Annotated in this window: 30 protein-coding genes; 13 read left to right on the forward strand and 17 right to left on the reverse strand. The window is 66.9% G+C overall.

What is annotated here, in order from left to right:
- Positions 1-71 precede the first annotated feature (71 nt).
- Genes lptD through ACVWZN_RS09050 form a run of 6 tightly spaced genes read left to right on the forward strand, consistent with a single transcriptional unit; the run spans position 72 to position 7,151 of the window.
- Positions 72-2,513, forward strand: coding sequence for an LPS assembly protein LptD (lptD, locus tag ACVWZN_RS09025; protein ID WP_456953511.1), 2,442 nt, complete (start codon positions 72-74; stop codon positions 2,511-2,513).
- On the forward strand, positions 2,510-3,910 hold the full coding sequence (locus ACVWZN_RS09030) for a peptidylprolyl isomerase (RefSeq protein ID WP_036141029.1): 1,401 nt from the start codon (positions 2,510-2,512) through the stop codon (positions 3,908-3,910). Before lptD ends, ACVWZN_RS09030 begins: the two co-directional genes overlap by 4 nt.
- On the forward strand, positions 3,911-4,897 hold the full coding sequence (gene pdxA, locus ACVWZN_RS09035) for a 4-hydroxythreonine-4-phosphate dehydrogenase PdxA (protein ID WP_456953512.1): 987 nt from the start codon (positions 3,911-3,913) through the stop codon (positions 4,895-4,897).
- Between the two features lie 57 nt (positions 4,898-4,954).
- On the forward strand, positions 4,955-5,755 hold the full coding sequence (rsmA, locus tag ACVWZN_RS09040; protein ID WP_456953513.1) for a 16S rRNA (adenine(1518)-N(6)/adenine(1519)-N(6))-dimethyltransferase RsmA: 801 nt from the start codon (positions 4,955-4,957) through the stop codon (positions 5,753-5,755).
- 47 nt (positions 5,756-5,802) lie between these two features.
- Positions 5,803-6,186, forward strand: coding sequence for a Co2+/Mg2+ efflux protein ApaG (gene apaG / locus ACVWZN_RS09045; RefSeq protein ID WP_456953514.1), 384 nt, complete (start codon positions 5,803-5,805; stop codon positions 6,184-6,186).
- Positions 6,187-6,194: 8 nt separating this feature from the next.
- Positions 6,195-7,151 carry a symmetrical bis(5'-nucleosyl)-tetraphosphatase gene (locus ACVWZN_RS09050; protein WP_456953515.1) on the forward strand — a complete coding sequence of 319 codons (957 nt, stop codon included), beginning with the start codon at positions 6,195-6,197 and terminating at the stop codon, positions 7,149-7,151.
- A 53-nt stretch (positions 7,152-7,204) separates the two neighbouring features.
- Here the strand turns inward: ACVWZN_RS09050 and ACVWZN_RS09055 are convergent, their stop codons facing one another.
- The 9 genes from ACVWZN_RS09055 to ACVWZN_RS09095 all read right to left on the reverse strand — a co-directional run bounded on the left by ACVWZN_RS09055 (position 7,205) and on the right by ACVWZN_RS09095 (position 13,945).
- Positions 7,205-7,699 carry a dihydrofolate reductase gene (locus ACVWZN_RS09055; protein ID WP_456953516.1) on the reverse strand — a complete coding sequence of 165 codons (495 nt, stop codon included), beginning with the start codon at positions 7,697-7,699 and terminating at the stop codon, positions 7,205-7,207.
- Positions 7,699-8,493, reverse strand: coding sequence for a thymidylate synthase (locus ACVWZN_RS09060; protein WP_456953517.1), 795 nt, complete (start codon positions 8,491-8,493; stop codon positions 7,699-7,701). Before ACVWZN_RS09060 ends, ACVWZN_RS09055 begins: the two co-directional genes overlap by 1 nt.
- Position 8,494: 1 nt before the next feature.
- On the reverse strand, positions 8,495-9,373 hold the full coding sequence (gene lgt, locus ACVWZN_RS09065; protein ID WP_456953518.1) for a prolipoprotein diacylglyceryl transferase: 879 nt from the start codon (positions 9,371-9,373) through the stop codon (positions 8,495-8,497).
- An 82-nt stretch (positions 9,374-9,455) separates the two neighbouring features.
- Entirely contained in the window at positions 9,456-9,944 is a 489-nt protein-coding gene (locus tag ACVWZN_RS09070; RefSeq protein WP_456953519.1) for a TPM domain-containing protein, read from the reverse strand.
- The gene (locus tag ACVWZN_RS09075; RefSeq protein ID WP_456953520.1) at positions 9,944-10,849 is read right to left on the reverse strand and encodes a TPM domain-containing protein; all 906 of its coding nucleotides are present in this window, start codon (positions 10,847-10,849) and stop codon (positions 9,944-9,946) included. The genes ACVWZN_RS09070 and ACVWZN_RS09075 overlap by 1 nt, the downstream gene beginning before the upstream one ends.
- Before the next feature lie 10 nt (positions 10,850-10,859).
- Positions 10,860-11,540, reverse strand: a complete 681-nt coding sequence (locus ACVWZN_RS09080; protein WP_456953521.1) for a LemA family protein — start codon at positions 11,538-11,540, stop codon at positions 10,860-10,862.
- An 82-nt stretch (positions 11,541-11,622) separates the two neighbouring features.
- Positions 11,623-12,354 (reverse strand): TerC family protein, encoded by a 732-nt coding sequence (locus ACVWZN_RS09085; RefSeq protein WP_456953522.1) that lies wholly within the window; start codon positions 12,352-12,354, stop codon positions 11,623-11,625.
- Between the two features lie 31 nt (positions 12,355-12,385).
- Positions 12,386-12,778, reverse strand: coding sequence for a diacylglycerol kinase (locus ACVWZN_RS09090; protein ID WP_456953523.1), 393 nt, complete (start codon positions 12,776-12,778; stop codon positions 12,386-12,388).
- Between the two features lie 147 nt (positions 12,779-12,925).
- A complete protein-coding gene (locus ACVWZN_RS09095) occupies positions 12,926-13,945 on the reverse strand; it encodes an isoaspartyl peptidase/L-asparaginase family protein (protein WP_456953524.1) in 1,020 nt (339 codons plus the stop codon).
- Positions 13,946-14,316: 371 nt separating this feature from the next.
- Between ACVWZN_RS09095 and ACVWZN_RS09100 the strand changes: the two genes are divergently transcribed.
- Together ACVWZN_RS09100 and ACVWZN_RS09105 are read left to right on the forward strand one after the other, a co-directional pair.
- Positions 14,317-14,481 carry a hypothetical protein gene (locus tag ACVWZN_RS09100; protein WP_456953525.1) on the forward strand — a complete coding sequence of 55 codons (165 nt, stop codon included), beginning with the start codon at positions 14,317-14,319 and terminating at the stop codon, positions 14,479-14,481.
- Between the two features lie 70 nt (positions 14,482-14,551).
- On the forward strand, positions 14,552-15,505 hold the full coding sequence (locus tag ACVWZN_RS09105) for a S8 family serine peptidase (protein WP_456953526.1): 954 nt from the start codon (positions 14,552-14,554) through the stop codon (positions 15,503-15,505).
- A 48-nt stretch (positions 15,506-15,553) separates the two neighbouring features.
- Here the strand turns inward: ACVWZN_RS09105 and ACVWZN_RS09110 are convergent, their stop codons facing one another.
- The 5 genes from ACVWZN_RS09110 to ACVWZN_RS09130 all read right to left on the reverse strand — a co-directional run bounded on the left by ACVWZN_RS09110 (position 15,554) and on the right by ACVWZN_RS09130 (position 21,186).
- On the reverse strand, positions 15,554-16,786 hold the full coding sequence (locus ACVWZN_RS09110) for an ABC transporter permease (RefSeq protein WP_456953527.1): 1,233 nt from the start codon (positions 16,784-16,786) through the stop codon (positions 15,554-15,556).
- Positions 16,783-17,532 carry an ABC transporter ATP-binding protein gene (locus tag ACVWZN_RS09115; RefSeq protein WP_456953528.1) on the reverse strand — a complete coding sequence of 250 codons (750 nt, stop codon included), beginning with the start codon at positions 17,530-17,532 and terminating at the stop codon, positions 16,783-16,785. The genes ACVWZN_RS09110 and ACVWZN_RS09115 overlap by 4 nt, the downstream gene beginning before the upstream one ends.
- Entirely contained in the window at positions 17,529-19,109 is a 1,581-nt protein-coding gene (locus ACVWZN_RS09120; RefSeq protein ID WP_456953529.1) for an efflux RND transporter periplasmic adaptor subunit, read from the reverse strand. Before ACVWZN_RS09120 ends, ACVWZN_RS09115 begins: the two co-directional genes overlap by 4 nt.
- A gap of 79 nt (positions 19,110-19,188) precedes the next feature.
- Positions 19,189-20,394 (reverse strand): sensor histidine kinase, encoded by a 1,206-nt coding sequence (locus tag ACVWZN_RS09125; protein ID WP_456953530.1) that lies wholly within the window; start codon positions 20,392-20,394, stop codon positions 19,189-19,191.
- Positions 20,395-20,475: 81 nt separating this feature from the next.
- Positions 20,476-21,186: a response regulator transcription factor gene (locus tag ACVWZN_RS09130; RefSeq protein ID WP_027081995.1), complete on the reverse strand. Its 711-nt coding sequence runs from the start codon at positions 21,184-21,186 to the stop codon at positions 20,476-20,478.
- Positions 21,187-21,281: 95 nt separating this feature from the next.
- Between ACVWZN_RS09130 and ACVWZN_RS09135 the strand changes: the two genes are divergently transcribed.
- The 3 genes from ACVWZN_RS09135 (at position 21,282) to ACVWZN_RS09145 (ending at position 22,237) form a co-directional block, all read left to right on the forward strand.
- Positions 21,282-21,620 carry a DMT family protein gene (locus ACVWZN_RS09135; RefSeq protein WP_456953531.1) on the forward strand — a complete coding sequence of 113 codons (339 nt, stop codon included), beginning with the start codon at positions 21,282-21,284 and terminating at the stop codon, positions 21,618-21,620.
- 40 nt (positions 21,621-21,660) lie between these two features.
- On the forward strand, positions 21,661-21,963 hold the full coding sequence (locus ACVWZN_RS09140) for an Mpo1-like protein (RefSeq protein ID WP_456953532.1): 303 nt from the start codon (positions 21,661-21,663) through the stop codon (positions 21,961-21,963).
- Between the two features lie 70 nt (positions 21,964-22,033).
- Positions 22,034-22,237, forward strand: a complete 204-nt coding sequence (locus ACVWZN_RS09145) for a hypothetical protein (RefSeq protein WP_456953533.1) — start codon at positions 22,034-22,036, stop codon at positions 22,235-22,237.
- Positions 22,238-22,241: 4 nt separating this feature from the next.
- Here the strand turns inward: ACVWZN_RS09145 and mazG are convergent, their stop codons facing one another.
- The 3 genes from mazG to nudE are packed head-to-tail and all read right to left on the reverse strand — an operon-like array spanning position 22,242 to position 24,443.
- Positions 22,242-23,072 carry a nucleoside triphosphate pyrophosphohydrolase gene (mazG, locus tag ACVWZN_RS09150; protein ID WP_456953534.1) on the reverse strand — a complete coding sequence of 277 codons (831 nt, stop codon included), beginning with the start codon at positions 23,070-23,072 and terminating at the stop codon, positions 22,242-22,244.
- On the reverse strand, positions 23,069-23,902 hold the full coding sequence (gene cysQ, locus ACVWZN_RS09155) for a 3'(2'),5'-bisphosphate nucleotidase CysQ (protein ID WP_456953535.1): 834 nt from the start codon (positions 23,900-23,902) through the stop codon (positions 23,069-23,071). Before cysQ ends, mazG begins: the two co-directional genes overlap by 4 nt.
- Positions 23,895-24,443, reverse strand: a complete 549-nt coding sequence (gene nudE / locus ACVWZN_RS09160; RefSeq protein WP_456953536.1) for an ADP compounds hydrolase NudE — start codon at positions 24,441-24,443, stop codon at positions 23,895-23,897. Before nudE ends, cysQ begins: the two co-directional genes overlap by 8 nt.
- A gap of 44 nt (positions 24,444-24,487) precedes the next feature.
- Between nudE and bioA the strand changes: the two genes are divergently transcribed.
- On the forward strand, positions 24,488-25,915 hold the full coding sequence (gene bioA, locus ACVWZN_RS09165; protein WP_456953537.1) for an adenosylmethionine--8-amino-7-oxononanoate transaminase: 1,428 nt from the start codon (positions 24,488-24,490) through the stop codon (positions 25,913-25,915).
- Positions 25,906-26,643, forward strand: coding sequence for a 16S rRNA (uracil(1498)-N(3))-methyltransferase (locus ACVWZN_RS09170; protein ID WP_456953538.1), 738 nt, complete (start codon positions 25,906-25,908; stop codon positions 26,641-26,643). Before bioA ends, ACVWZN_RS09170 begins: the two co-directional genes overlap by 10 nt.
- The last annotated feature ends 3 nt before the right edge of the window (positions 26,644-26,646 follow it).

Raw genomic sequence — 26,646 nt, forward strand, 5'->3', positions numbered from 1 at the left:
CGCCCCGTCGGGGATACGGCAAGCTACCCGCCCGATGGCCGGAACGCCATTCATATCCACGGATGCCCCGCGTGCGACCGACTCTCCGCCTGCTCCCGTTATCGCTGTGCATCGCCATCGCCCTACCCGCGATGGCAGCGGAGGAGCAGGAGGATTGGAGCCTGTGCCCGCTGCGTGACGCGGTCCCCGCGTTCGAGGGTGTCGGTACGCCGACCGCCGGCGACACCAGCACCCGCCTGAAGCAGCCCACCGACATCGAGGGCGACACGCTGCAGGGCTCGGAGTCGGCCGACACGCTGGTGCAGGGCAACGTGCAGCTGCGTCGCGGTGACCAGTTCCTCGGCACCGACCGCCTCACCTACAACCAGACCTCCGGCGACTACCGCGCGGACGGCAGCGTGCGGTACCAGGATTCGGGCATGCGCATCGTCGCCAAGAGCGCCGAAGGCAACCAGGAATCCGACACGCACACGATCAACGATCTGCAGTACCAGCTGATGCGCCGCCGCGGCAACGGCTCCGCGGAGAAGATCACGCTGAAGGACCAGGACGGCGCACTGTTCGGCGGCACCTATTCGACCTGCGACCCAGGCCAGCGCGCCTGGGAACTGCGTGCGCGCGAGATCGACATCGACCTCGCCAAGGGTCGCGGCGTCGCGCACAACGCCACGCTGCGCGTCGGCAAGGTGCCGATCCTGTACGTGCCGTGGTTCCAGTTCCCGACCGACGATCGTCGCCAGACCGGCCTGCTGTATCCGTCGATCTCGAGCTCGAACCGCAATGGCTTCGACTGGCGCCAGCCGATCTACCTGAACCTCGCGCCGAACTACGACGCCACGTTGTACCCGCGCTACATGAGCAAGCGCGGCGTCAATCTCGGCGCGGAGTTCCGCTGGCTGTACGAACAGGGCAGCGGCACGGTGTTCGGTTCGTGGATGCCAAAGGACGACCTGCCCAGCCGTCGCCCCGAGCGCTATCTCGAAGACCTCAACGGCAATCCGATTCCCGGGGCGACACTGCCCGACACCAATCGCGGCCAGTTCGGCCTGACCGCCATCCACAATCTGGACTCGACCTGGTACGCGAGCGCGAACCTGGGCTGGGTCAGCGACACGCATTACCTCGAAGACTTCAGCAACAGCCTTTACGGCGTCTCGAGCTACTTCGTGCACAGCGAGACCGGCGTGTTCGGTCGCGGCCGTTACTGGAACGCCGGCCTCACAGCCGACCACTACCAGCTCGCCGACTACACGCTGAGTGACGCCAACCTTCCGTACGACCGCCTGCCGCGCATGTACGGCCACTGGGCGCAGCCGTTCGGGCGCTGGCTCGAAGCCGGCGTCGATGGTGAACTCGTGCGCTTCCAGCACGCGACCTACGACAACCAGCTCGGTCAGTTCGACGGCTCGCGCCTGGACGTCAAACCATATGTCGCCGCGAACTTCGACGGCGCGAGCTGGTTCATCCATCCGAAGCTGGCATGGCGGTACACCGACTGGCAGCTCGACAACGACTGGCAGACGCGCTCGCCGGCGCACCTGACCGACCTGTCACCGTCGCGCAGCCTGCCGATCTCGTCGGTCGACGCCGGCATGTACTTCGACCGTGACACCACGGTGTTCGGCACGCGCTACCTGCAGACGTTCGAGCCGCGCCTGTTCTATCTCAATGTTCCGTACCGCGACCAGAACGGCATCCCGCTGTTCGACACCGCGCCGATGACCTTCAGCTGGGGCCAGCTGTTCCGCGACAACCGCTACACCGGTCCTGACCGCCAGACCGACGCGAACCAGCTCACGATCGCGGCGACCACGCGCTTCATCAGCGAGAACGACGGCCGCGAGCGCCTCTCCGTCAGCCTCGGCCAGATCCGCTACTTCGAAGACAGCCAGGTGTTCATCCCCGGCGCCGAGACGCCCGTGTCGCAGGGCAAGTCGGCATGGGTGGTCGAGTCCAGCTTCGCGCCGAGCGATCGCTGGCTGATCAACGGCGCCTACCAGTGGGATCCGAAGATCCGCGGCCAGGATCTCGCCAGTCTGCGCGCGCGCTACCTCGTCGGCGACCGCGGCATCATCAATTTCGGTTATCGCTATCGCCGCAATACGACCGTCGACCCGACCGCGCCCGGCGCCCAGCCGGACCTCGTACGCCAGGCGGACGTCTCGTTCCTGTATCCGATCACGGACAACTGGAGCGTGGTCGGCCGCTACTACTACTCGTTGCTGGACAAGAAGCCGCTCGAGGAAATCGCCGGCGTCCAGTGGGAAAGCTGCTGCCTCGCCGTCCGGGCGGTGGCGCGCCGCTACCTGCGCGACCGCACCGGCGACCTGAACAACTCAATCCAACTGGAAGTTGAACTGAAGGGTCTGGGCTCGGCCGGACAGAAGACGGAGCGCGTATTGCGCCGTGCTATTCTCGGTTACGACCGCGACGACCTGTACCTCGTCCCGCCGCAGACGGTGAGTCCGCCCGTCAACAACGGCACCTCCTCGACTTCCGACCCGACCCCATGAAGACATCCTCCCGCCCAGTGAAGACGCTGCTTGCGTGCCTGCTGTCGGCCACGCTGCTTGCACCCGCGTTCGCCCCGCTGACCGCCGCCGCGCAGCAGCAGGCGCAGACGCTCGATCGCATCGCCGCCGTCGTGAACGAGGACGTCGTCCTGCGTAGCGAGCTCGATCGCGCCATCGCGAACATCCGTTCGCAGTACGCCGGCAAGGAAAGCCAGCTGCCGCCGCAGGACGTGCTGGAGCGCCAGGTGCTCGAGCGCCTGATCCTGAGCAAGCTGCAGGTCGCGCGCGCCGAGGAAACCGGCATCCGCGTCAACGACGAGGAAGTCGACCAGGCCATCGCCGCGGTCGCGCAGCAGAACAACGTCAGCGTCGACCAGCTGCGCCAGCGCGTCACGGCGGACGGCTCGTCGGTCGCCGACTTCCGCGCATCGATCCGCGAAGAACTGATGATGCAGCGCCTGCGCCAGCGTTTCGCGCAGAGCCGCGTCAACGTCAGCGAGGCGGAGATCCAGTCGGCCATGGCCGCAAGCGCGCAGACCGGCAAGCAGTACCACCTCGCGCACATCCTCGTGTCGCTGCCCGAGGGCGCGACCCCGGAGCAGATCCAGACCGCGCAGAAGAAGGTCGAAGGCATCAAGGGCCTGCTCGATCGCCACGAGATCGATTTCCCGGCCGCGGCGGTGCGTTATTCCGACAGCCCGAACGCGCTGGAAGGCGGCGACCTCGGCTGGCGCTCGGCGGACGAGATCCCGACCGCGTTCGCGCAGATGGTCAACAACCTGCAGCCGGGCGGCATCACCGATCCGATCCGCGGCCCCAGCGGCTTCCAGCTGCTGCGCCTGGTGGAGGTGCGCGACGCTTCGCAGGCGCCGGCGCAGATGGTCACCCAGTACCACGGCCGCCACATCCTGATCCGCGTGGGTGACGGCAAGACCGACGACCAGGCGCGCGCCGAAGCCGAAACGCTGGCCGCACGTCTCGCCGGTGGTGCCGACTTCGCCGAACTGGCGAAGGCGAACTCGCAGGACCAGAACTCGGCCGGGCGCGGTGGCGACCTCGGCTGGTTCACGGCCGACGAGTTCGGCCCTGAATTCCGCAGCCAGGTGAACCTGCTGAGCGACAACCAGGTCTCCAAGCCGTTCCGCACCCAGGCCGGCTGGCACGTGCTGCAGCGCCTCGGCTCGCGCGAAGCGAACGTCGGCGATCAGAACCGCCGTGCGCAGGTCGCCGAGACGCTCGGTCGCCGCAAGCTCGAAGAGCAGTGGAACCAGTATCTGCGCGAACTGCGTGGCGAGGCGTTTGTCGACGTCCGCGGCGCTCAGGCCGCAGCGGCTCCGGCCGCGACTCCCGCGCCGGCAGCTGCACCCGTCACGCCTGCCCCGGCTTCCGGCGGCTGAGTGACCTCACCGCGGCTCGCGCTGGTCCCGGGTGAGCCGGCCGGCGTCGGGCCAGAGTTGTGCGTCGCCCTCGCCGGGCGACCGCGGGACCATGCACTGATCGCTTACGCCGACCCCGGCGTTCTCGAGGCCGCAGCGCGACGCGCCGGCCAATCGCTCCGACTGGTCGATCCCGACGACGCCGACGCCTCTCGTGCCGGCGCGCTCGGGATCGTTCCGTTTCCGGTCGCGCAAACGGTCGAAGCTGGCCATCTGGAAGTCGCTAACGCCCCTTCGGTGATCGACGCGATGACCGCGGCCGCGCAAGCCTGTCTCGACGGCAGGCTCGATGGCCTGGTCACCGGTCCGGTGCACAAGGCAGTCGTCAACGACGCCGGCATCCCCTACTCCGGCACCACCGAACTGCTCGCCATGCAGGCCGGTTGCGAGGTGGTGATGATGCTCGGCCACGACACGTTGCGCGTGGCGCTGGCGACCACGCATCTCCCGCTGCGCGACGTGCCCGACGCGATCACGCGTGATCGGTTGGAACGCACGCTGCGCATCATCGACGCCGCGCTGCGTCGCGACTTCGGTATTGCATCTCCGTGCATCGCGGTGCTCGGGCTCAACCCGCATGCGGGCGAGGACGGGCATCTCGGGCGCGAGGAGATCGACGTCATCGAGCCGGTGATCGAACGCCTGCGCGCGGACGGCCTCTGGCTCGCCGGCCCACTGCCTGCCGACACCGCCTTCCTGCCGCAGAAGCTCGCAGGCTTCGATGCGGTGCTGGCGATGTATCACGACCAAGGCCTGCCGGTGCTCAAGTTCAGCGGCTTCGAGCGCGCGGTGAACATCACGCTGGGGCTGCCTTATCCGCGCGTTGCCGTTGACCACGGCACGGCGCTCGACCTCGCGGGTCGCGGTCGTGCCGATCCATCGAGCCTGTTCGCGGCGGCGGATCTGTGCGCGCGACTGGCGAAGCAGCGGCGTTCGATCCGGGCCTGACCATCGCGCACCGATCCCAGCGCGCTTTGCTTACCCGCGCTACGGGATAATCCCCGCATGACGACGAGCCACTTCACCGAGCCGCCGAAGAAGCGCCTCGGCCAGCACTTCCTGCACGAGCGCGGGATCATTTCCAAGATCGTGCAGGCGGTGGATCCGCAGCCCGGCGACCGCCTCGTCGAGATCGGCCCCGGCCAGGGCGCGATCACCTTCCCGCTGCTCGAGCGCCATCACGAACTCACCGTCATCGAGTTCGATCGCGACCTCATCGCGCCGCTTACCGAAGCCGCGCAGAGCCTGGGCACGCTGCACATCATCCATTCCGACGTGCTGAAGGTCGACTTCACCGCGCTCGCCGACGGCGGCACGATCCGCCTGGTCGGCAACCTGCCGTACAACCTGTCGTCGCCGATCCTGTTCCATGCGCTGGACCACGCGCCGGTCGTGCGCGACATGCATTTCATGCTGCAGAAGGAAGTCGTCGACCGCATGGCCGCCGGCCCGGGCAGCAAGGTGTACGGACGTCTGGGCGTCATGCTGCAGGCCTATTGCCGCGTCACGCCGCTCTTCGACGTGCCACCGGATGCGTTCCGTCCGCCGCCGAAGGTCGACTCTGCAGTGGTGCGGCTCGTGCCTAAGCCTGCCAGCGAAGTCGCGGTGGCCGATCGCGAGCTCTATTCGCGCGTGGTGCGCGATGCGTTCAACCAGCGACGCAAGACGCTGCGCAATGCGCTGTCGAAGATATGCGATGCCGATGCGATCGTCGCCGCGGGCCTGGATCCGCAGCATCGCGCCGAACAGGTGCCGGTCGATGGCTTCATCGCGCTGGCCAATTCGCTTGCACGCGCGGGTGCGTGAAGCCCGCGCGGTTCCGTCGCCCTGCGCGTACACGTAAACTCGGGCGGATGAACGACGGTAATTCCCACGCGATCGGCGTCGAAGTGCAGGCGCATTACGTCGAAAGCGAATCCTCGCCCGATCACGATCGCTACGTGTTCGCCTACACCGTGCGTGTGCAGAACCAGGGCACCGTGGCCGCGCAGCTGCTCGGCCGGCACTGGGTCATCACCGATGCGCATGGCCAGGTTCGCGAGGTCGAGGGTGAAGGCGTGGTCGGCCATCAGCCCCATCTCGAGCCGGGCCAAGCGTTCGAATACACATCGGGCGCGGTGCTGGAAACGGACCTCGGCACGATGCGCGGCAGCTACCGCATGCAGGCCGAAGACGGGACGCGCTTCGAAGCGCCGATTCCCGCCTTCACCCTGACTGTGCCGCGCACGCTGCACTGAGCTCCGCCATGACGGTCTGGGCCATCGGCGATCTGCAGGGCTGCTACGACGCGACGCAGCGCCTGCTCGAACGCATCGCTTTCGATCCCGCGAAGGATCGCCTGTGGTTCTGCGGCGATCTCGTCAATCGTGGTGGGCAATCGCTCGAGACGTTGCGCCTCGTGCATTCGTTGCGCGAGCAGAGCGTCGTGGTGCTCGGCAATCACGATCTTTCGCTGCTCGCCATCGGCGAGCGTCGCGAGGAAGAACAGCGCAAGGTCAATCCGGACCTGCTGCGCATCGTTACCGCACCTGATCGCGACGAACTACTCGCGTGGCTCCGCAAGCAGAAGCTGATGCACGTCGACCGCGAACTCGGCTGGTCGATGCTGCATGCGGGCATCGCGCCGAAGTGGACGATTTCGATGGCGGAGCGCCATGCGCGCGAAGTCGAGAAGGTGCTGCACGGCGACCAGTACGGGCGCCTGCTCAAGCACATCTACGGCGACGCACCGGCGTGGAATCCGCGGCTCGCGGGCATCGACCGCTGGCGCGCGATCATCAACATCTTCACCCGCATGCGCTTCTGCAGCCCGCGCGGGCGCATCAGTTTCGACGACAAGGGCCCGCCCGGCACGCAGCCGGTCGGCCTGTACCCGTGGTACTCGGTGCCGGGCCACGCGCCGCGCGACATGAAGATCGTCTGCGGCCACTGGTCGGCACTGAATCTTTTTATCGGCCACGGCGTGCACATGATCGACACCGGGGCGGTCTGGGGCGGCAAGCTGACCGCGCTGCGTCTCGATACCGACGAGCCGCAGCTAACGCAGGTGGCGGGACGCGATGTTCCCGCGCAGCCGCCGAAGCCGCGCCCGCAGGGGCGCGATGGTCGACGCGATCGCAATGGCGGTCAGCGTGATCGCGGACAGCAGCAACAGCAGCAACAGCGTCCGCCGCGCAACGATCAGAAGCCGCAGAACGGCTGAGCGCGAATCAGTTCATCGAGGCGATGCGACCAACAACGTCGCCACGCGAACGATCAGGCGCGGTCGAGATCCACGAAATCGAACGCAAATGCATGTTTCGCGTCGGCCGGATGATGTTCGCGAGCGATCTCGCGCCACTGCGCAGAATCAAACTCCGGGAAGTACGCATCCGCGCGCGGCACTGCCGTGTCGACCAGCGTGAGGTGCAGCGTCGTCGCGATCGGCAGCGTCGCCCCGAACACGCCGCGTCCGCCAATCACCGCGAGTTCGGTTGCGCCGTCCGCACGCGCGAGCTCCAGTGCCGCGTCAATGCTCGCGACCGCGTGCATACCATCGAACGGCGCACGCCCGCTGCGCGTCAGCACGATGTTGCGGCGCCCCGGCAGCGCACGGCCGAGCGATTGGGCCGTCAGCCGCCCCATCAGGATGGGCTTGCCGATCGTCAGCGCCTTGAAGCGCTTCAGGTCATCCGGCAGGTGCCACGGCAACTGGTTGTCGACACCGATCGCGCGATTACGGTCATAGGCGACGACGAGCGAGATGCGCATCAGACGGCGACCGGCGCCTTGATCGCCGGATGCGGGTCGTAGCCTTCGATCGCGATGTCGTCGAACGTGAAGTCGAACAGGTCGGTGACGTCCGGATTCAGCACGAGTTTCGGCAACGCGCGTGGCGTGCGGGTGAGTTGCTCGCGTGCCTGGTCGACGTGGTTTGAATAGAGATGCGCATCACCAAGCGTGTGCACGAAATCACCGACGCCCAAGCCGCAGACCTGCGCGACCATGTGCGTGAGCAACGCATAGCTCGCGATGTTGAACGGCACGCCGAGGAAGATGTCGCCGCTGCGCTGGTAGAGCTGGCAGCTGAGCTTTCCGTCGGCCACGTAGAACTGGAACATCGTGTGGCAGGGCATCAGCGCCATGTGCGGCAGGTCGGCCACGTTCCATGCGCTGACGATCAGGCGGCGCGAATCGGGATTGCGGCGGATCTCGTCGACGACCCATTTGATCTGGTCGATCTCGCTGCCATCGCTACCGGTCCAGCGTCGCCACTGCTTGCCGTAGACCGGGCCGAGTTCGCCGTCGGCGTCGGCCCATTCGTCCCAGATGCTGACCTTGTTGTCGCGCAGGTAGGCGACATTGGTCTCGCCTTTCAGGAACCACAGCAGCTCGTGGATGATCGAGCGCAGGTGCAGCTTCTTAGTCGTGACGAGTGGAAAACCCTGCGCGAGATCGAAGCGCATCTGCCAGCCGAACACGCTGCGCGTGCCGGTGCCGGTGCGATCGCTCTTGACCGTGCCATGGTCCAGAACGTGGCGCAGCAGGTCGAGATAGGCCTGCACGTCAGCTCGCCTGCGGTGCGGGTTCCAGCGTCGGCTGGCGGCGCGACCACCACAGCCAGAACAGGCCGAGTGCGATCAGCGGCAGGCTCAGCACCTGACCCATCGTCAGCCAGCCCCATGCGAGGTAACCGATCTGCTCGTCGGGCATGCGTACGAACTCGACGAGGAAGCGGAACAGACCGTACAGCAGCGCGAACATGCCGCCGACGGCGTAGCGCGGACGCGGGCGGCTCGAATACCACCAGAGGATGGCCGCCATGACGATGCCCTCGAGCACCGCCTGGTAGAGCTGGGACGGATGACGCGCGAATGCGTCGAGCGCACCACTCGCATGCAGCCTGCGCAGCTGTTCCATCGACGCGTGTGCGTACGGAGTGTCCGTAAGGCTGCGCGGGAAGATCACGCCCCAGCCGCCGCCGGTGGGCTTGCCCCACAGCTCGCCGCCGATCCAGTTGCCGATACGCCCAAAGCCGAGGCCCAGCGGCACCAGCGGCGCGACGAAATCCATCGCGTCCATGAAATGCATGCGGCGACGGCGACACCAGAACCACACGCCGGCCATGACGCCGAGCAGGCCGCCGTGAAAGCTCATGCCGCCTTCCCAGATGCGGAAGATCAGCAGTGGGTTCTTGAGGAACTCGCCGAACGAGTAGAACAGAATGTAGCCGATGCGTCCGCCGAGCACGACGCCGAGCATCCCGTAGAACAGCAGGTCGCCGAAGGCCTGTTCGTCGACACCGGGCAGCCGGCCCTCGCGGATGCGGCGACGGCCGAGCATCCAGGCGGCGATGAACCCGAGCATGTACATCACCCCGTACCAGTGCACCTGCACCGGACCGAGGTGGAGGGCGATCGGGTTGATGTCGTGCAGATACGTCATCAGGTCGGGCCGACGTCGGAGAGGCCGCCATTGTCGCCGTTCGGCGGGCCCGCGTCACAGCCCGCGAGCGGCTCGTCGCGAATCAGAGCAGGTGCGGGCGGTCGGGCAACTCGTTGGTGTCGACGTAACCCGGCGGCCGCGCGAAATGCTGTTCGAGTAATGCGGAGATCGCCTCGATCGAACGCATGACGCCGCTTTCGGTATCGCCCGCGCCCATCGCGGTTTCCAGGCCGCTGCAGATCGCGGCCCATTCCGCATCGGACACGCGGCCGTTGAAACCGCGGTCCGCCACGATCTCGATGGCGCGGTCGGCGAGCAGGATGTAGACCAGCACGCCGTTGTTCGCTTCGGTGTCCCACACGCGCAGGCGGGTGAACACCTCGACGGCGCGGTCGCGAGGGCCGTGGTCGACCAATGCAAGGCGCATCGGCAGCGCGGCTTCGACCGCGAAGCAGATCTCGCCGGTGTGGCGCGCCTCGCTCGCGGCGATCGCGGTCGCGATGCGCTCGAGTGCGTCCGGCGGAAACACGCGTGCGGACGAGGGTGCGAACAGATGACGCAGGGCGCGCATCACCAGCTCCCCGAGGCGCCACCGCCTCCGCTCATGCCGCCGCCACCGCCCCAGCCGCCACCGCCGCCGAAGCCGCCTCCACCGAAACCGCCGCCTCCGAACCCACCACCGCCGCCCCACCAGCCACCGAAGCCGGCGTCACGCGCATAGCGGACGCGGCGTCCGCCCGACAGGCCCATGAAGAGGCCGATCAGCGCGCCGATACCGCCGATGAAGACGGTCGCGAGCAACCATGCGATCGCGCCCGCGGCAATGCCACCCGCGATGCCGCGGAAGAACGCGGGCGTGCCGCCGAAGATGCCGCGCACCATCTGTGCAACGAAGAACGCGGCGATCAGCGCGAACATCGGGTTGCCGTGCTTCGACATTCGCGCGCCGGTCGTGTCCTGCGCGGCCATCGGCGGCGGCAACGCTTCGCCGTCGATGATCTGCGTCAGCGTTTTGGTCGCTTCGACAAGGCCGCCCGCGTAGTCGTTCTGCTTGAAGTGCGGCGCCATGTATTCATTGATGACGCGGCTTGCGGTCGCGTCGGGAATTGCGCCTTCCAGCCCGTAACCGACTTCGATGCGCGCGCGGTGATCGTCCTTGGCGACGATGATCAGCACGCCGTCGTCAGTCTTCTCGCGCCCGAGCTTGTACTGGTCGTACGCGCGCGTGGCGTATTGCGCGATGTCTTCCGGCTGCGTGGTCGGAATCATCAGGATCTGCAGCTGCGCGCCCTTGCGCTTCTGCAGGTCGAGCGCCTGCTGTTCGAGTTGCTGCTTGGTCGCGACGTCGATCGTGCCGGTGGTGTCGACCACCGGCGATGTCATCGACGGGATCGTCGCGAGGTTCTGCGCGAGCGCGGTGAGCGTCGTCGCGAACAGGGCGATCGCGACGACGAAGCGGAGAAGACGCGCGCGCATCGGCGTTCGATCAGCCCTGCGGCTGCGTGGCCGGAGCGGTCGTCGTCGGCGCGGCCTGCGGTGCCGGCGCAGCGGCAGGCGCGGCGGGCGTCATGTTCACCGGCGGCGGCGTGCCGAAGTCGACCGTCGGTGCGTTCGAGATCTGCGCTTCGTTCTCGACGGTGAAGTTCGGCTTGGGCTTGTAGTGGAACATCATCGCCGTCAGGTTCGTCGGGAACTGGCGGATGTAGGTGTTGTAGTCCTGCACCGTCTGGATATAGCGCTGGCGCTCGACGGTGATGCGGTTCTCGGTGCCTTCCAGCTGCGCCTGCAGCTGCAGGAAGCTCTGGTCGGCCTTGAGCTGCGGATACTGCTCACTCACCACCAACAGGCGGCCGATCGCGCTCTGCAACTGGCCCTGCGCGGCCTGGAACTGCGCGAGCGAGTTCGGATCGTTCGCGTTGACGTTGATGCTGCCGACCTTCGCGCGCGCTTCGGTGACTTCCGTCAGCACGCGCTCTTCGTGGCTCGCATAGCCCTTCACCGTGTTGACGAGGTTCGGCACCAGGTCCGCGCGGCGCTTGTAGACGTTGAGCACCTGCGACCAGGCGGCGTTCACCGCCTCGTCCTTCTGCTGGATGGTGTTGTAGCCGCAACCGCTCAGCAGCGTGGTGAGCGTGAGCAGCAGAAGGATGTTGAGCAGCTTGCGCATTTCGGGCCTCGGTCGTCGGTCGGCGTCGCCGGCGGAACACCCTCCGGCAGCGGCAATAAATACGACGTGACGGCCGCCTGCGCTAGTGCTCCAGCTGCCTCGCCTGCGCGCGGCGACGCATGGTCAGGTTGAGGCCTTCGACCAGGCCCGAGAACGCCATCGAGCCGTAGATGTAGCCCTTCGGGATGTGCAGGCCGATGCCTTCGAGGATCAGGTACGCGCCGACCAGCACGATGAAGGCGAGCGCGAGCATCTTGATCGACGGGTTGGCGTCGATGAAACGACCGAACGGCTTCGACGCCAGCAGCATCACCGCGACCGCGAGCAGAATCGCCGCGACCATCACGATGCGCTGGTTGGCCATGCCGACTGCCGCGATCACGGAGTCGAGCGAGAACACGATGTCGATGACCGCGATCTGCGCGATGACCAGGCCGAACGATGCCGCCGGCTTGCTGTGTACGTCCGCCTCGTCGCCTTCGCCGACGATGAGGTCGCGGATTTCGCCCGAGCCTTTCACCAGCAGGAACACGCCGCCGACGATCAGCACGAGGTCGCGGATGGAAATGCCGCGGCCGAGAACTTCGAACAGAGGATCGGTGAGGCCGGCCAGCCATGCGAGCGTCAGCAGCAGCGCGATGCGCGTGATGCAGGCGACCGCGATGCCGATGCGGCGTGCGCGGTCACGCGCGACCGGCGGCAGGCGGCTCACCGCGATCGAAATGAAGACGAGATTGTCGATGCCGAGAACGATCTCGATCGTGCTGAGCGTGATCAGCGTGATCCAGGTCTGCGGGTCGAGCAGCATCTCCATCGCGGGCTTCCGTCGTCGTGGGTCGCGCAGTTTACGCGGCGTGCGCTGACAGGCGCGGCAGGAGGATCGCGCCCCACGTCACCAACGCGTTGACCATCATCACGAACACGGCGGCGGAGCCCATGTCTTTCGCGCGGCCGGCGAGCTCGTGGAATTCGGCGCCGTAGCGCTCGATCACCGCCTCGATCGCCGAGTTGAGCAGCTCCATCGCCATCACCGCGAGCATCGAGCCGATCAGCAGCGCGCGTTCGACGCCGGTGTGACCCAGCCAGACCGCTACCGGCGCGAGCGCGACGAACACCCAGACTTCGAGGCGGAACGAGGATTCGTATTTCCACGCAGCCCACAGCCCCTGCAGGGACCAGCGGGTGGCCTGGAGGACGCGCAGCGGATGGCGCGGCAGGTGTCCGACGGTGTCGGCCATGGCGATGCTCTCTTCGACGGCCGGGCCGGGGCACCGCCCGTCCGTTCGGCAGTCGAGACGGCGCGGATCCCCGGTCTGCGCCCGCAGCGATTGTGGCACGCGGCCGGCCGCGCGACCCGGTGCGCCGCCTGCGGGTTACGCGGGGCGTCAGTCTTCGTGGATGGCGACGCCGCGGCTGCCGTCCGGGCGGATCCAGCCGCGGAACATGCTGCCGCTGTTGAACGGCATCGCGATGTTGCCGTCGCGATCGAGCGCGATTGCGCCACCGTCGCCGCCCATCGCCGGGATGATCTTGTTGATGACCTCGTCCGCCGCCTGCTGCAGCGGCACGTTGCTGTACTCGACGCGCGCGCAGATGTCGTGCGCGGCATTGGCGCGGATGTAGAACTCGCCCCAGCCGGTGCCGGACACGCCGCAACGCTCGTCCGCCCAGGTGCCCGCGCCGATGATCGGCGAATCGCCGATGCGGCCGAACCGCTTGTTGGTCATGCCGCCGGTGCTGGTGCCCGCCGCGATGTGGCCCGCCTTGTCGAGCGCCACCGCGCCGACGGTGCCGAGATAGCGCCGCACGTTGCCGTCATCGCCGGGAATGATGACGGCCTTCGCGTCCGCCTTTTCCTTGCGCTGCGCTTCTTCGAGCTGCTGTCGACGCATGGGCGTGTCGAACCACGTGTTGGGCACGCGCTGGATGTCTTTCTGCGTATCGGCGAATGCCTCGGCGCCCGCGCCGGCGAGCATCACGTGCGGGCTGTGCTCCATCACCGCGCGCGCGAGCTTGATCGGATTGCGCACGGTCATGACGCCTGCGACCGCGCCTGCGCGTCGCGTATGGCCTTCCATGATCGCGGCGTCGAGCTCATGCCCACCCTTCGCGTTGAACACCGCGCCCTTGCCTGCGTTGAACCGCGGCGATTCCTCGAGCACGAGGATCACGGCTTCCACTGCATCGACCGCCGGGCCACCCTTCTGCAACACCGCATTGCCGGCATCCAGCGCGCGATTGAGCGTGTCGCGCAGATCCTTCTGGTCGGCTTCGCTCAATGTTTCCTTCGGCACGAAACCCGCGCCGCCGTGGATGACGAGTGCGGTGCGTGATGGCGTGGCAGCGGTCTGTGCGTTGGCGGTCATGGCGAGGGCGAGCAGCAGCAAAGGTGCGTAGCGACGCATGGGTCAGGCTCCGGTCGGATCGGTCGAGCATAACGGCCGCTAGCACGTCGTTGCGAGCGGCCATTCGACGCTGCAACGCAACACGAATCTTGACCGATCCATCACGACGCTGAAGCTCATAGCGTATCCATAGGAATTACAGCGAGCGCCGAAAACACCTCGTTTTCCAGTGTTTTCGTCGTGCTCCTCAACGGCTGCTGATTTCTCGTAACGCAGTTCTTCAGCTTCTTCGGCCATCGGTGGTTGACAGCATTCAACCCGCGTTTGGATTGTCACTTCCGCGCCGCCTGCCCGCATTCCTGCTTGCTCGGCGCGATGGTCGACGTCGGATGACGCGACCACCCTCCCCCGAAACTTCTGATGGAGCAGCAATGAACAGCAAGTGCGTCCTCGCGTTCGCCATTTCCGTGGCCCTGGCTTCCTCCGCCGCGCACGCCGGCACCCTCGTCCGTGCGCAGAAGAATCGCATCGACAATCAGTACATCGTCGTGTTCAACCCGTCGCGCCTGTCGGTGCCCCGCCGGCCTCGCCCGTGACAAGGGCCTCGCGACCGCGTCCGAGAACTCGGCTGTCGATCTCGCTGCGCGGTTCGGCGGTGACGTGCGCATGGTCTATCGCAATGCGGTGCAGGGCTTCGTCGTGCATGCGCCGGAAGCGGTCATCAGCCGCATGCTGAAGGATCCGCGCGTCGCCTTCATCGAAGAAGATGCGACGGTCAACGCGACCGCGACGCAGAGCGGCGCGACCTGGGGCATCGATCGCATCGACCAGCGTTCGCTGCCGCTCAACGGCACCTACACCTACGACTACACCGGCTCGGGCGTGCATGCCTACGTGATCGACACCGGCATCCTGTCGTCGCATTCGCAGTTCGGCGGACGCGTGGCGTCGGGCTACACCGCGATCAGCGACGGCCGCGGCACGACCGACTGCAACGGCCATGGCACGCACGTGTCGGGCACGATCGGCGGCTCGACCTACGGTGTCGCGAAGTCGGTGACGCTGGTTCCGGTGCGCGTGCTCGACTGCAGCGGGTCGGGCAGCAACTCGGGCGTGATCGCGGGCATCGACTGGGTGCGCACGCATGCGATCAAGCCGGCCGTAGCGAACATGAGCCTCGGTGGCGGCGCGTCGTCGGCGGTGGATACCGCGGTCAACAACCTGTCGAACGCGGGTGTCGCGGTCGTCGTGGCTGCCGGCAACGACGCCTCGAATGCGTGCAACTACTCGCCGGCGCGTGCCGCGGGTGCGATCACGATCGGTGCGACCACCTCCACCGATGCGCGCGCGTCGTACTCGAACTACGGCGGCTGCGTCGACCTGTTCGGGCCCGGCAGCTCGATCAAGTCTGCGTGGTACACGAGCACCACGGCGACGAACACGATCAGCGGCACGTCGATGGCATCGCCGCACGTGGCGGGCACCGCGGCGCTCTACCTGCAGCGTGTTCCGTCGGCGACGCCGTCGCAGGTGCGCAGCTGGCTCACCACGAACGGAACGACGGGCAAGGTCAGCAATCCCGGCAGCGGCTCGCCGAACATCCTGCTGTACTCGCGCTGATATCGATGCGCATGGAAGGCGGCTTTCGGGCCGCCTTCTTTTATTGCGTCACTGCGACCGCAACGCTTCGATCGGGTCGAGTCGCGACGCCTTGCGCGCAGGATAGAACCCGAAGAACAGGCCGGTCGCGATCGAGAAGCCGGCAGCGAGCAGGATGATGCTGCTGTCGAGTTTCACCGGCAGCGATCCGAACTTGCCGACCGCCATCGCACCGAGCACGCCGATGCCGATGCCGAGTGCACCGCCGATCAGCGAGATCAACATCGCTTCGGCGAGGAACTGGCGCTGGATGTCGCGCGGGCCCGCGCCAACCGCCATGCGCAGGCCGATCTCGCGGATTCGTTCGGTCACCGACACCAGCATGATGTTCATGATGCCGATGCCGCCGACGATCAGCGAAATGCTCGCGACCGCACCGAGCAGCAGCGACATCAGCTTCGTGGTCTGCGTACGCGTGGCCACGACTTCCGCGATGTTGCGTACGTTGAAGTCGTCCTCGTCGCCCGGCTGGATCTTGTGCCGCTGGCGCAGCAGCGCTTCGATCTCGCTCTGCGCGTAGTCGAGATCCTTCGCATCGCCGACGCCGACCGCGATCTGCATCACCGCGCCGGCAGGAAGCCCCATCGAGCCCATCAGTCGACGACGCGCCGTTTCCAGTGGCACCACAACGAGATCGTCCTGGTCCTGCCCGAACCCGCCCTGGCCTTTCGACTTCAGCACGCCGGCGACGGTGAACGGCACACGGCCGAGACGGATCGTCTGCCCGACCGCATCTTCGTCGCCGAACAGTTCGCGTCGCACCGTTTCGCCGATGATCACCGCCTTGCCGCCGGCGTAGTCGGGCTGCTGGAAGCCGGGGCCGCTCGCGATCACCCATTCGTTGATCGAGAACCAGTCGGGCTGCACGCCCTGCCACGACGTCGATGCATTGTTCTCGGCGAACACCACCTGCGTATTGCCGCGCAGCGTGCCTGCGACGTACTGCACTTCCGGAATCTCGTGGCGGATCGCTTCGACATCGCCGTCGGTGAGCGTAAAGAACGAACTGCCCGACATGCGCACGCCGCCCTGACCGCGACCCTGGCCGGGCGCGACGTCGAGACGATTGGACCCGAGGCCCGACACGAGCTTGTCGATCTCCGCCTGCGTGCCCTGCCCCACCGACACCATCACGATGACGGCGGCGATGCCGATGATCACGCCGAGCGAGGTTAGGGCGCTGCGCAACCAGTTGCCACGCAGCGAGAAGGTCGCAGTGCGAATGGTCTCGCTGAGTTTCATGTCGCGCCCTCGGTCCACGGGCCGGCATGCGCGGGCGGTGCGATGTCCGGCACGCGCGTTTCGTCGGTCTGCGGATGCAATTCGCCGTCGCGCATCACGAAGACGCGGTCGGCATGCGCGGCGACTTCCGGATCGTGCGTGATCAGCACCACGGTGTGGCCGTCGTCGCGAAGCTGCTTGAACAGCGCGAGGATTTCCTCGCCGGTCTTGGTGTCGAGCGCACCGGTGGGTTCGTCGGCGAGCAGTACCGGCGGACGATTGATCAACGCGCGCGCAATGGCGACGCGCTGCTGCTGACCGCCGGACAGTTCACTCGGGCGATGATGCACGCGCGCACCGAGGCCGACGGCTTCAAGCGCGGCCTGCGCGCGCTGCAAGCGTTCGGCGCGTGGCAGGTCGGCATACGTCAGCGGCATCGCGACGTTTTCGAGCGCATCAAGTCGGGTGAGCAGGTTGAAGCCCTGGAACACGAAACCGATCGTGCGCAGGCGAAGTTGCGCGCGCTGTTCGGCGTCGAGCGTCGCCACGTCGACGCCGTCGCAGAGGTAGACGCCCTCGCTCGGTGTATCCAGGCAGCCGAGCAGGTTCATGAGCGTCGACTTGCCCGAGCCCGAGGGCCCCATGATCGCGACGAACTCGCCGCGACCGATGTGCAGCTCGACGCCGCGCAGCGCGACGACTTCGGCCTCACTTCCCGGTGAATAGACCTTGCCGAGTCCGCGCGTCTCGATGACGGCGTCGGTCATTTCGTCTTGCGCTCCGCGCCGGTGATCACCGCATCGCCTTCCTTGATGCCGCCGCCCGACACTTCGGTGTACGAGCCATCGCTCGCGCCGAGTCGCGCCATCGTCATCTTGGGTGCACCGTTGACGAGCAGATAGAGCGGCGCACGACGCGCCGCGAGCAGCTGGTCGATGCCGCGATCCCATGCCTGCTGCTGGTTCGCATCGAGCGTGACGCGGAACGACGAGAACTGCTGCGTCATGCGTTCGGCCATGCGCTGACGCATCGCGGGATCGCCACCGCCCGACGCGCCGCCTGGCGCAGCACCGCCGGTGCGGCCGCCGCCACCGCCCGGCCCGCCGCCGAACAAACGACTGCCGCCGGCCGCGCCGCCTTGGGCTTGCGCCTGAGCCATCCGTGCCTGCTGACGCTGGCGCATCTGCTCGACGGCCGCATCGAACGCCGCCTTCTGCTGCGCATTGAGGTTGAGCGACGTCGCGAGCTTCTGAATGTCGTCGGTCATGCCCATGCGGCCACCGCCGGCACCCGCACCCTGCGCTGCGCCGCCCTGAGTACCGCCCTGCATCGCAGCGGCTTCCTCGTCGGTGGGCTTGTAGCGAAGTGCGGCGTTCGGCACGCGGAGCACGTTGTCGCGGCTGCTGACTTCGATCTCCGCATTCGCGGTCATGCCCGGCAGCAACTTGCCGTCGCGGTTGTCAACCTGGATGACGACGGGATACGTCACGACGTTGTTCGTCGTGGTCGCCGACAGCCGCACCTGCGACACCTCGCCGACGAAACGTCGATCGGGATACGCATCGACGGTGAACGTCGCGCGCATGCCTGGCGCGACCTGGCCGATGTCGGCCTCGTCGACGGCGAGTTCGATCTTCATCTTCGACAGGTCTTCCGCGAGCTTGAACAGCTCCGGCGCCTGCAGGCTGGCCGCGACCGTCTGGCCCGGTTCGATGCTGCGCGTCAGCACGACGCCATCGACGGGCGAATGGATTTCGGTGCGTCCGAGGTTGAGTCGTGCGGTGCGTGCACCCGCCTGCTGTTGCGCGATCTGCGCACGGTTCGCGGTGAGCGTGGCGCGTGCTCGCTGCAGCGTGGACAGCGCGAGGTCGACATCGGCCTGCGCGACCAGCTTCTGCTTGCCGAGTTCCGCCTTGCGCGTGTAGTCCACCTGCGCGTTGCGAAGCGCGGCCTCGGCTTCGGCGGCGGTGGCCTGCGCGGCGTTGATCTGCGCGCTGCCCTGCGCGATCTGCGCCTCGTACGTGCTCGGGTCGATGCGCGCGAGCACCTGGCCCTTGTGCACGTGGTCGTTGTAGTCGACCAGCACGTCGGTGACCTTGCCGGACACCTCGCTGCCGACGACGACCGTGGAGATCGCGCTCAGCTGGCCCGTCGACGAGATCACGACGCGAATGTCACCGCGGTCGACCTTCGCCGTGCGATAGCCGCTGTTGGCGTCGGTGGCTGCAGACTTGTGGTGCTTCCAGGCCCAGCCACCGGCTGCCGCCAGCACCACCAGCGCGATGAGGATCATCAGGCCGCGATGGCGCGCGGGACGGGGTACGGCGGAACCGGGTCGACTCATGCGGAAGGTTTCGAATGCGGATGCAAAGGGGCGTCAACGACTGGCAACGCACGAAAGCGTGCCGCGTTGACAGTGAAGATCAGTGACGGAGCCGGATGGTCGCGACTGTCCCTTCGCCCGGTGCACTCTCCAGTTCCACCGTCCAGCCGAAACGTTCGCCGAGGCGACGCACGATCGACAGGCCGATGCCCATGCCGTCGGCGGCGTCCCGGTCGTGCCGGTAGAAGGCGTCGAACGCCTGCGCCAGCGTTTCCCGGGTCATGCCGACGCCCGTATCGCGCACTTCGATGTGGTCCGGCCCCAGCACCACATCGATGCGGCCCGCCTCGGTGAAGCGGACCGCATTGCTCAACAGGTTGCCGACCATCAGCGACAGCACGCGGCGCGGCGCGTCGATGACGCCCCCGCCTTCATCACGGACCACGATCTCGACCGGTTTGTTCCCGAGGTGTCCGCGCGCGATCTCGACCTGGTCATCCACCACTTCATGGATGTCGAAGCGCTCGCTCTCGGCCTCGATCTCGGCATCGCGCGCGAGGATGAAGAACGCGTCGATCACCGACTGCATGTCGTGGCCCGCGCGCTGGATGCGGCCGACCGCGCGTCGCGAACGATCCGGCAGCTCGTTGTCTGCGGCCATGATGTCGGAGGCGACGCGGATCACCGTCAGCGGCGTGCGCAGCTCGTGGCTTGCGTCGCGCGTGAAGCGGCGCTCGCGATCGACGAACTCGGCGACACGACCGGCCATGCCGCGCAAGGCGTGCGCCAGTCGACGCACTTCCATCCCCGAATCGACCGGCAACTGCTGCGGCGACAGCAGGCCCGCATTCGGCGCGATCGGGTCCCAGCGCGACACCACGCTCGCGAGCCAACTTACCGGCGCGACCATGCGCTTGGACGTGCGGTACGTCAGCCACGCCGAGATGTAGGTGACCAGCAGCGCGAGCAGCAGGCTGAGCCCGCCGGTCCAGAAGATCGCCGAATCGCTGAGCGTCGGATCAAAGACCAGGTACAGCGTGCCGGCCTTGCGGCGCTCGACGAGGAAAGCCGGCGACCGCCAGATCGGTACGTGATAGCCCGGTCGCATGCCGCGCAAAGACATCGGCACCGCGGCGGTCGAACCGCCGACGGGCACGAAATACGTCGTCATCCGCGAGTTGTGCGGCAGCGGCGCGGCGCGCGAGGTTTCGATCGCCGTCCATGCCGATGCTGCTTCGTCACGCAGGCGCGCGGTCAGCAGCACATGGCGGACACCGAGTTCCGCGCACGCGATGCCAAGCGCCATCACCAGGCTCGCAAGGAGAGCCTGGACGATGAACGCAACTTTGATCTTTCGGGGAAGACCGTGCGCCATGCGGTCGCCGGATTACTCCGGCGGCTGCGAGATATCGGCGATGCGGTAGCCGGCCGACTGCACGGTGTGCAGCAGCTGCTTGTCGAACGGCTTGTCGATGGTCTTGCGCAGGTTGTACAGGTGGCTGCGCAGGGTGTCGGAATCCGGCAGGCCGTTGCCCCAGATCTCGCGCTCGATTTCCTGGCGGCTCACCACGCGGGGCGACTCGCGCATCAGGATGGTCAGCAGGCGCAGGCCGATCGGCGAGAGCTGCAGTTCGACGCCGCCGCGGGTCACGCGGAGCGAGGCCGGGTCGAGCACGAGGTCGGCCACCTTCAGCACTTCACCGCCGACCTGGCGGCGCTCGCGACGGATCAGGGCGCGCAGGCGGGCCTCGAGTTCCTGGATCGCGAAGGGCTTGGTCAGGTAGTCGTCGGCGCCGGCGGACAGGCCGGTCAGCTTCTCGTCCAAGGTGTCGCGCGAGGTCAGCATCAGTACCGGGGTCGACTTGCGCGCTTCCTCACGCAGCCGCTTGCACACTTCGACGCCGTCCAGGCGCGGCAGCATCAGGTCGAGCACCAGGACGTCGTAGCTGTTTTCCGCAGCAAGCCGGTAGCCGTCGAGGCCGTCGGCCGCATAGTCCACCTCGAAGCCGCGGCTTTCGAGGTATTCGCCCATCATCTCGGAGATATTGCGGTTGTCCTCGATGATGAGGACGAGGCCGCCGTCGCGATTGGTCTGCATGGTGAGGAGCCCTCCTTCAGTTTTGTGAAAGGTGCCCGCCGGCCAGTCTATGCGCCGTGAAGATGTCCGATTTCACTCAAAAGACCCTGATCTCGATGAACGCACGAATCCTCAGCCCGCTGCTGCTGCTTGGCTCGAATATTTTCATGACGGCCGCCTGGTACGGGCACCTCAAGTTCAAGAGCGCGCCGCTAAAGTGGGTGATCCTGATCAGCTGGGGCATCGCCCTGTTCGAGTACTGCCTGCAGGTGCCGGCCAACCGCATCGGCAGCAACGTCTACTCGGCGCCGCAGCTCAAGGGCATGCAGGAGATCATCACGCTGGTGGTATTCGCGGTCTTTTCGATCTACTACCTGGGCCAGCCGCTTCGCTGGAACCACTGGGCCGGTTTCGCGTTGATCGTCGTCGCGGGCTGGCTGATCTTTCTCGACTGAAGCCGGCGGCGCATCATCGATGCACGCCCGGAGTGCCGACATGCAGCGCTTTTCCAGCTTCCGCGAGTTCTATCCGTTCTATCTCAGCGAGCACGCGAACCCGGTCAGTCGACGCCTGCACTTCGTCGGCAGCTGCGGCGTGCTCGGTTTCATCATCACGGCCCTGCTGACGCACGACGCACGCTGGTTCATCGGCGCGCCGCTCTGCGGCTATGGTTTCGCATGGGCCGGTCATTTCATCTTCGAGAAGAACCGGCCCGCGACGTTCCGCCATCCGCTGTACTCGCTGATGGGCGACTGGGTGATGTTCAAGGACATCCTCACGGGCCGCGTGAAGCTCTGAGCGGCCGCCGAACGGCGATGACGCGAGGTTTTGCAGGACTACGCTGCAGGCATCCCCAAGGAGTCGCGCCATGAAGCGTTTCGCGCTCGTCGTCCTGCTTCCGTTCCTCGCCGCCTGTGCCAGTGGCGGGGCATGGAGTTCCAACTCCAACTCGCCGGATGCATCGATGGAAGCGCAATGTCGCGGCGAGACATCGGGTGTCGCCGATGCCAATGCACGCGCGACGGCATTCCAGGCCTGCATGTCACGCTCGGGCTGGAAGCACAGCCCGTAGCGAATCAGCCGCCGCGTTCCTCGGCCTTAGCGCGGTTCCAGTAGGCGTCCTGCGCGTCGAGATCGAGCGATGCGAGGTCGACGCCGTCGGCCGCGGCCATACGCTCCATCGCACGGAAGCGTCGTTCGAACTTCGCGTTCGCACGACGCAACGCAACGCCGGGGTCGACCTTCGCATGTCGCGCAAGGTTCGCTGCGACGAACAGCAGATCGCCGATCTCGTCCTCGAGCCGATCGCGCGCGCCGTCGTCGCCGTTGGCGAGCGATGCGAATTCCACGCGCACTTCGTCGATCTCTTCGTGCAGCTTGTCGATGACGGGCGCCGGTCCGGGCCAGTCGAAACCGATCGACGCCGCGCGCTTCTGCAGCTTCACCGCGCGTTGCCATTCGGGCAGACCGCGTGCGATGCCGGCAAGCACCGACGTATCGGCCTCGCCTTTCGCAGCGCGTTCGTCGCGCTTGATCGCTTCCCAGTTGACGAGCTGCGCATCGGCATCCGCGAACGACGACGCGTCGCCAAAGACATGCGGATGACGACGCACCATCTTGTCGTTGATCGATTCGACGACGTCGGCGAACGCGAACGTGCCCTGCTCTTCCGCCATGCGCGCATGGAAGACCACCTGCAGCAGCAGGTCGCCGAGTTCGCCCTGCAGGTCGTGCAGGTCGCCGCGCTCGATCGCATCGGCGACTTCGTAGGCTTCCTCGATCGTGTACGGCGCGATGGTCGCGAAGGTCTGCTGCACGTCCCACGGGCAACCGCCATCGGGACTGCGCAGCTTGGCCATGATCGCGATGAGCGTGGAAACGTCGCGCGCGTAGCCGGGCATCGTCATCGCTGCATGACCCGCTGCGCGGCGGCAGTCCACTCGCGCCACGGCAACTGCGGATCGCCGATCGCGATGAAGTCGCCGTTGAGCAGCGTGTCGCGCATGTTGTACCGCAGCGGCCGGCCGCGCGGATCGACAACCTGTCCGCCAGCGCCTTCAAGAATGGCCTGCCCCGCGGCCGTGTCCCACTCGCAGGTTGGGCCGAAGCGTGGATACAGATCCAATCCGCCTTCTGCGATGCGGCAGAACTTCAGCGAGGAACCGAGGTTGAGCTGTTCGACGTCGCCGCGCGCGCGCATCGCATCGATGAACGCTTCGCTGCGGCCGTCCTTGTGCGAGCGGCTCGCCGCGACATGCATCGGCGACGCCGCGGGCGTGCGGATGCGCACTGATTCGTCGTCGGCATCGAGACGCGTACGACGGAATGCACCGTACTCCGCGCCGCCGTGCCAGATCACACCCGTCACCGGCGCCTGGATGACGCCCCATGTCACGACGCCGTCCTCGACCAGCGCAATGTTCACGCTGAACTCGCCATTGCGCTTCACGAACTCGCGCGTGCCGTCGAGCGGGTCGACGATCCAGAGGCGTTTCCACTCGCGACGGACTTCCGCAGCGACCTTGTGCTCGGCTTCCTCCGACAGCACCGGGATGTCGGGCGTGAGTCGCGCAAGCCCTTCGGCGATGCAGCGATGCGATGCGAGGTCCGCTTCCGTGAGCGGCGAGGCATCGGTCTTGCGTTCCACGTCGAACGCGGTCTCGTAGACATCGAGGATCGAGCGCGCGGCGTCGACGGCGAGCGCGAGCAGCGACTCGCGCAGGGCGGCATCAATCACGGGACGTCCTCAACCATTCGCGGGTGATGAACAACGCCGCGATGGAGCGGCCTTCGGAAAAATCGTCGCGCAGGATCAGCTCGTCGAGCGAATCAAGCTTCCACGGCACGACGTCGAGTGGCTCGGGCTCGTCCCCGGGCAGGCGCTGCTCGTAGAGGTCGCGCGCGATGACGAGCTGCGTCGCATGGCTCATGTAGGTCGGCGCCAGCGAAAGTTCGCGCAGGCGCAGCAGCGAACGTGCTCCGTAGCCTGCTTCTTCCTTCAGCTCGCGATCCGCGGCTTCCTCGGGCGTTTCGCCGGCGTCGATACGCCCTTTCACCAACCCGAGTTCGTAGCGATGGAAGCCTGCGGCGTACTCGCGCACAAGCAGCACGGTCTCGTCGTCGATCATCGGGACGACAACCACCGCGCCATGCCCGCGCCCGTGCAGGCGCTCGAACTGGCGGCGCTCGCCGTTGCTGAACTCGAGGTCCAGCCGCTCCATGCGGTAGGGCCCGGCGTCGTGCTCGGTCACGCCGTGGATGGTCGGCAGCGTCTTCATGCGCGCCTCGACGAAGGCCCGGCGCGACGCGGGATAATGGCGGAATGAACAGGCTCGATCACGACACGATCCTAGCAGGGGCGGGCGAAAGCCCTGCCGATTCCTGGCGACGCCGCGACCTCGACGTCGTCTGGCACCCGTGCACGCAGATGCGCGAGCACCCGCACCTGCTGCCGCTGCTGCCGATCGCGCGGGGGGAGCGCGAATGGCTGGTCGGCATGGACGGGCGTCGCTACCTCGACGCGGTGTCCAGCTGGTGGACCTGCATTCACGGCCACGCCGAGCCGCGCATCGCCGAGGCGATCGCGACCCAGGCGCGCACGCTGGAGCACGTGATCCTCGCCGGCTGCACGCATGCGCCGGCGGTCGAACTTGCCGAGCGTCTTGTCGCGATCGCACCGAAGCAGACCGGGCGCGCGCCGCTGGCCAAGGTGTTCTTCGCCGACAACGGCTCGGCCGGCGTGGAAGTCGCCTTGAAGATGGCGTTCCACTGGTTCCGCAACGCGGGCGCGACGCGGCGCACGAAGTTCGTCGCGCTGGAGAATAGTTATCACGGCGAAACGCTCGGTGCGCTGGCGGTCGGCGACATTCCGCTGTATCGCCGCGTGTATGCGCCATTGCTAGCCGAAGCGATGTTCGCGCCGTCGCCTGATGCATTTCTTGCGGTCGATGGTGAAACTGCCGAACAGCGCGCACATCGTGCCGCGGATGCGCTGGATGCGCTGTTGGTCGAGCACGGCGACAGCGTGTGCGCGCTGATCCTGGAGCCGCTCGTGCAGTGCGCCGGGGGCATGCGGATGCACCACCCCGCGTACCTGCGACGCGCCCGCGAGATCTGCGACGCACACGGCGTGTTCCTGATCGCCGACGAGATCGCCGTCGGGTTCGGTCGCACCGGCACCATGTTCGCGTGTGAGCAGGCGGGCATCGCGCCGGACCTGCTCTGCCTGTCGAAGGGTCTGACCGGAGGCTCGCTTCCGTTGGCGGCAGTGCTGGCAACGCAACGCATCTACGACGGCTTCCTCGACGACTCGCGCGATCGTGCCTTCCTGCACTCGCACAGCTATACCGGCAATCCGCTGGGCTGCGCCGCTGCACTGGCATCGCTGTCGATCTTCGAGAGCGATGACGTGCTCGCACGAAATGTCGCTAACTCTCGCAAGATGGCCGAGCGCGCGGCGTCGTTCCGCACGTATCCGAACGTGGTGGATGTGCGGCAGACCGGCATGATCGTCGCGATCGAACTCGCGGCCGATCGCGAAGCCGCCGACGGCACGGCAGTGGAAATCGCCGGACGTCGCGGCCTGCGCGCTTACCGCGAGGCGATCGCACGCGGCGTCCTGCTTCGTCCGCTGGGCGACGTCCTGTACTGGTTCCCGCCCTATTGTGTGAGCGACGACGCGCTCGACCTGCTCGCCGACACCACGCGACACGCAATCGATGCGGCGTTCGGAGACCCGACATGCGCATGACCCGCGTCCACGTCGCGCAGCCGTTGTCGACGGGCGCCGAGATCACGTTGCCCGAAGGCCCGGCTGCGCACCTCACGCGCGTGCTGCGGCTCGGCGCAGGCGACGCCTGCATCGTGTTCAACGGCGACGGCAATGACTACGCGGCGACGCTGGTCGCGGTCGGCAAGCGCGATGCACGCCTGCTCGTCGGTGATACGACGCGCGTGGATCGCGAATCACCGCTTCGGATCACGCTGCTGCAGGGCGTGGCGAAGGGCGAAAAGATGGACCTGATCCTGCAGAAGGCGACGGAGCTCGGCGTCAATGCGATCGCGCCGGTGTGGTCGCAGCGCAGTGATGTGAAGTTGGACGGCGATCGCGCAGTCAAACGCCTCGATCATTGGCGTAGCGTGGTCGCGTCAGCCTGCGAACAGTGCGGGCGGGCGACGGTGCCGGATGTCGCGGCGCCCGTGACGCTGGCCGCGGCGCTCGCATCGCTTGAAACGCACACGATGCACTTGCTGCTCGATCCGGAAGGCGCGCATTCACTGCGCACGATGGCGCTCGACGATGCGTCGTCCATCTGCATCGCCGTCGGGCCGGAAGGCGGTTGGTCGCCACTGGATCGCGAGCAATTGCGTGCCGCGGGTTTCGACGGTCTGCGTCTCGGACCGCGCATTCTGCGCACCGAAACCGCAGGGCTCGCGGCGATCGCCGCGTTGCAGGCGCGCTTCGGGGATCTCGTCTGAGCT

This window comes from Lysobacter sp. HA35 (genome assembly GCF_054061195.1).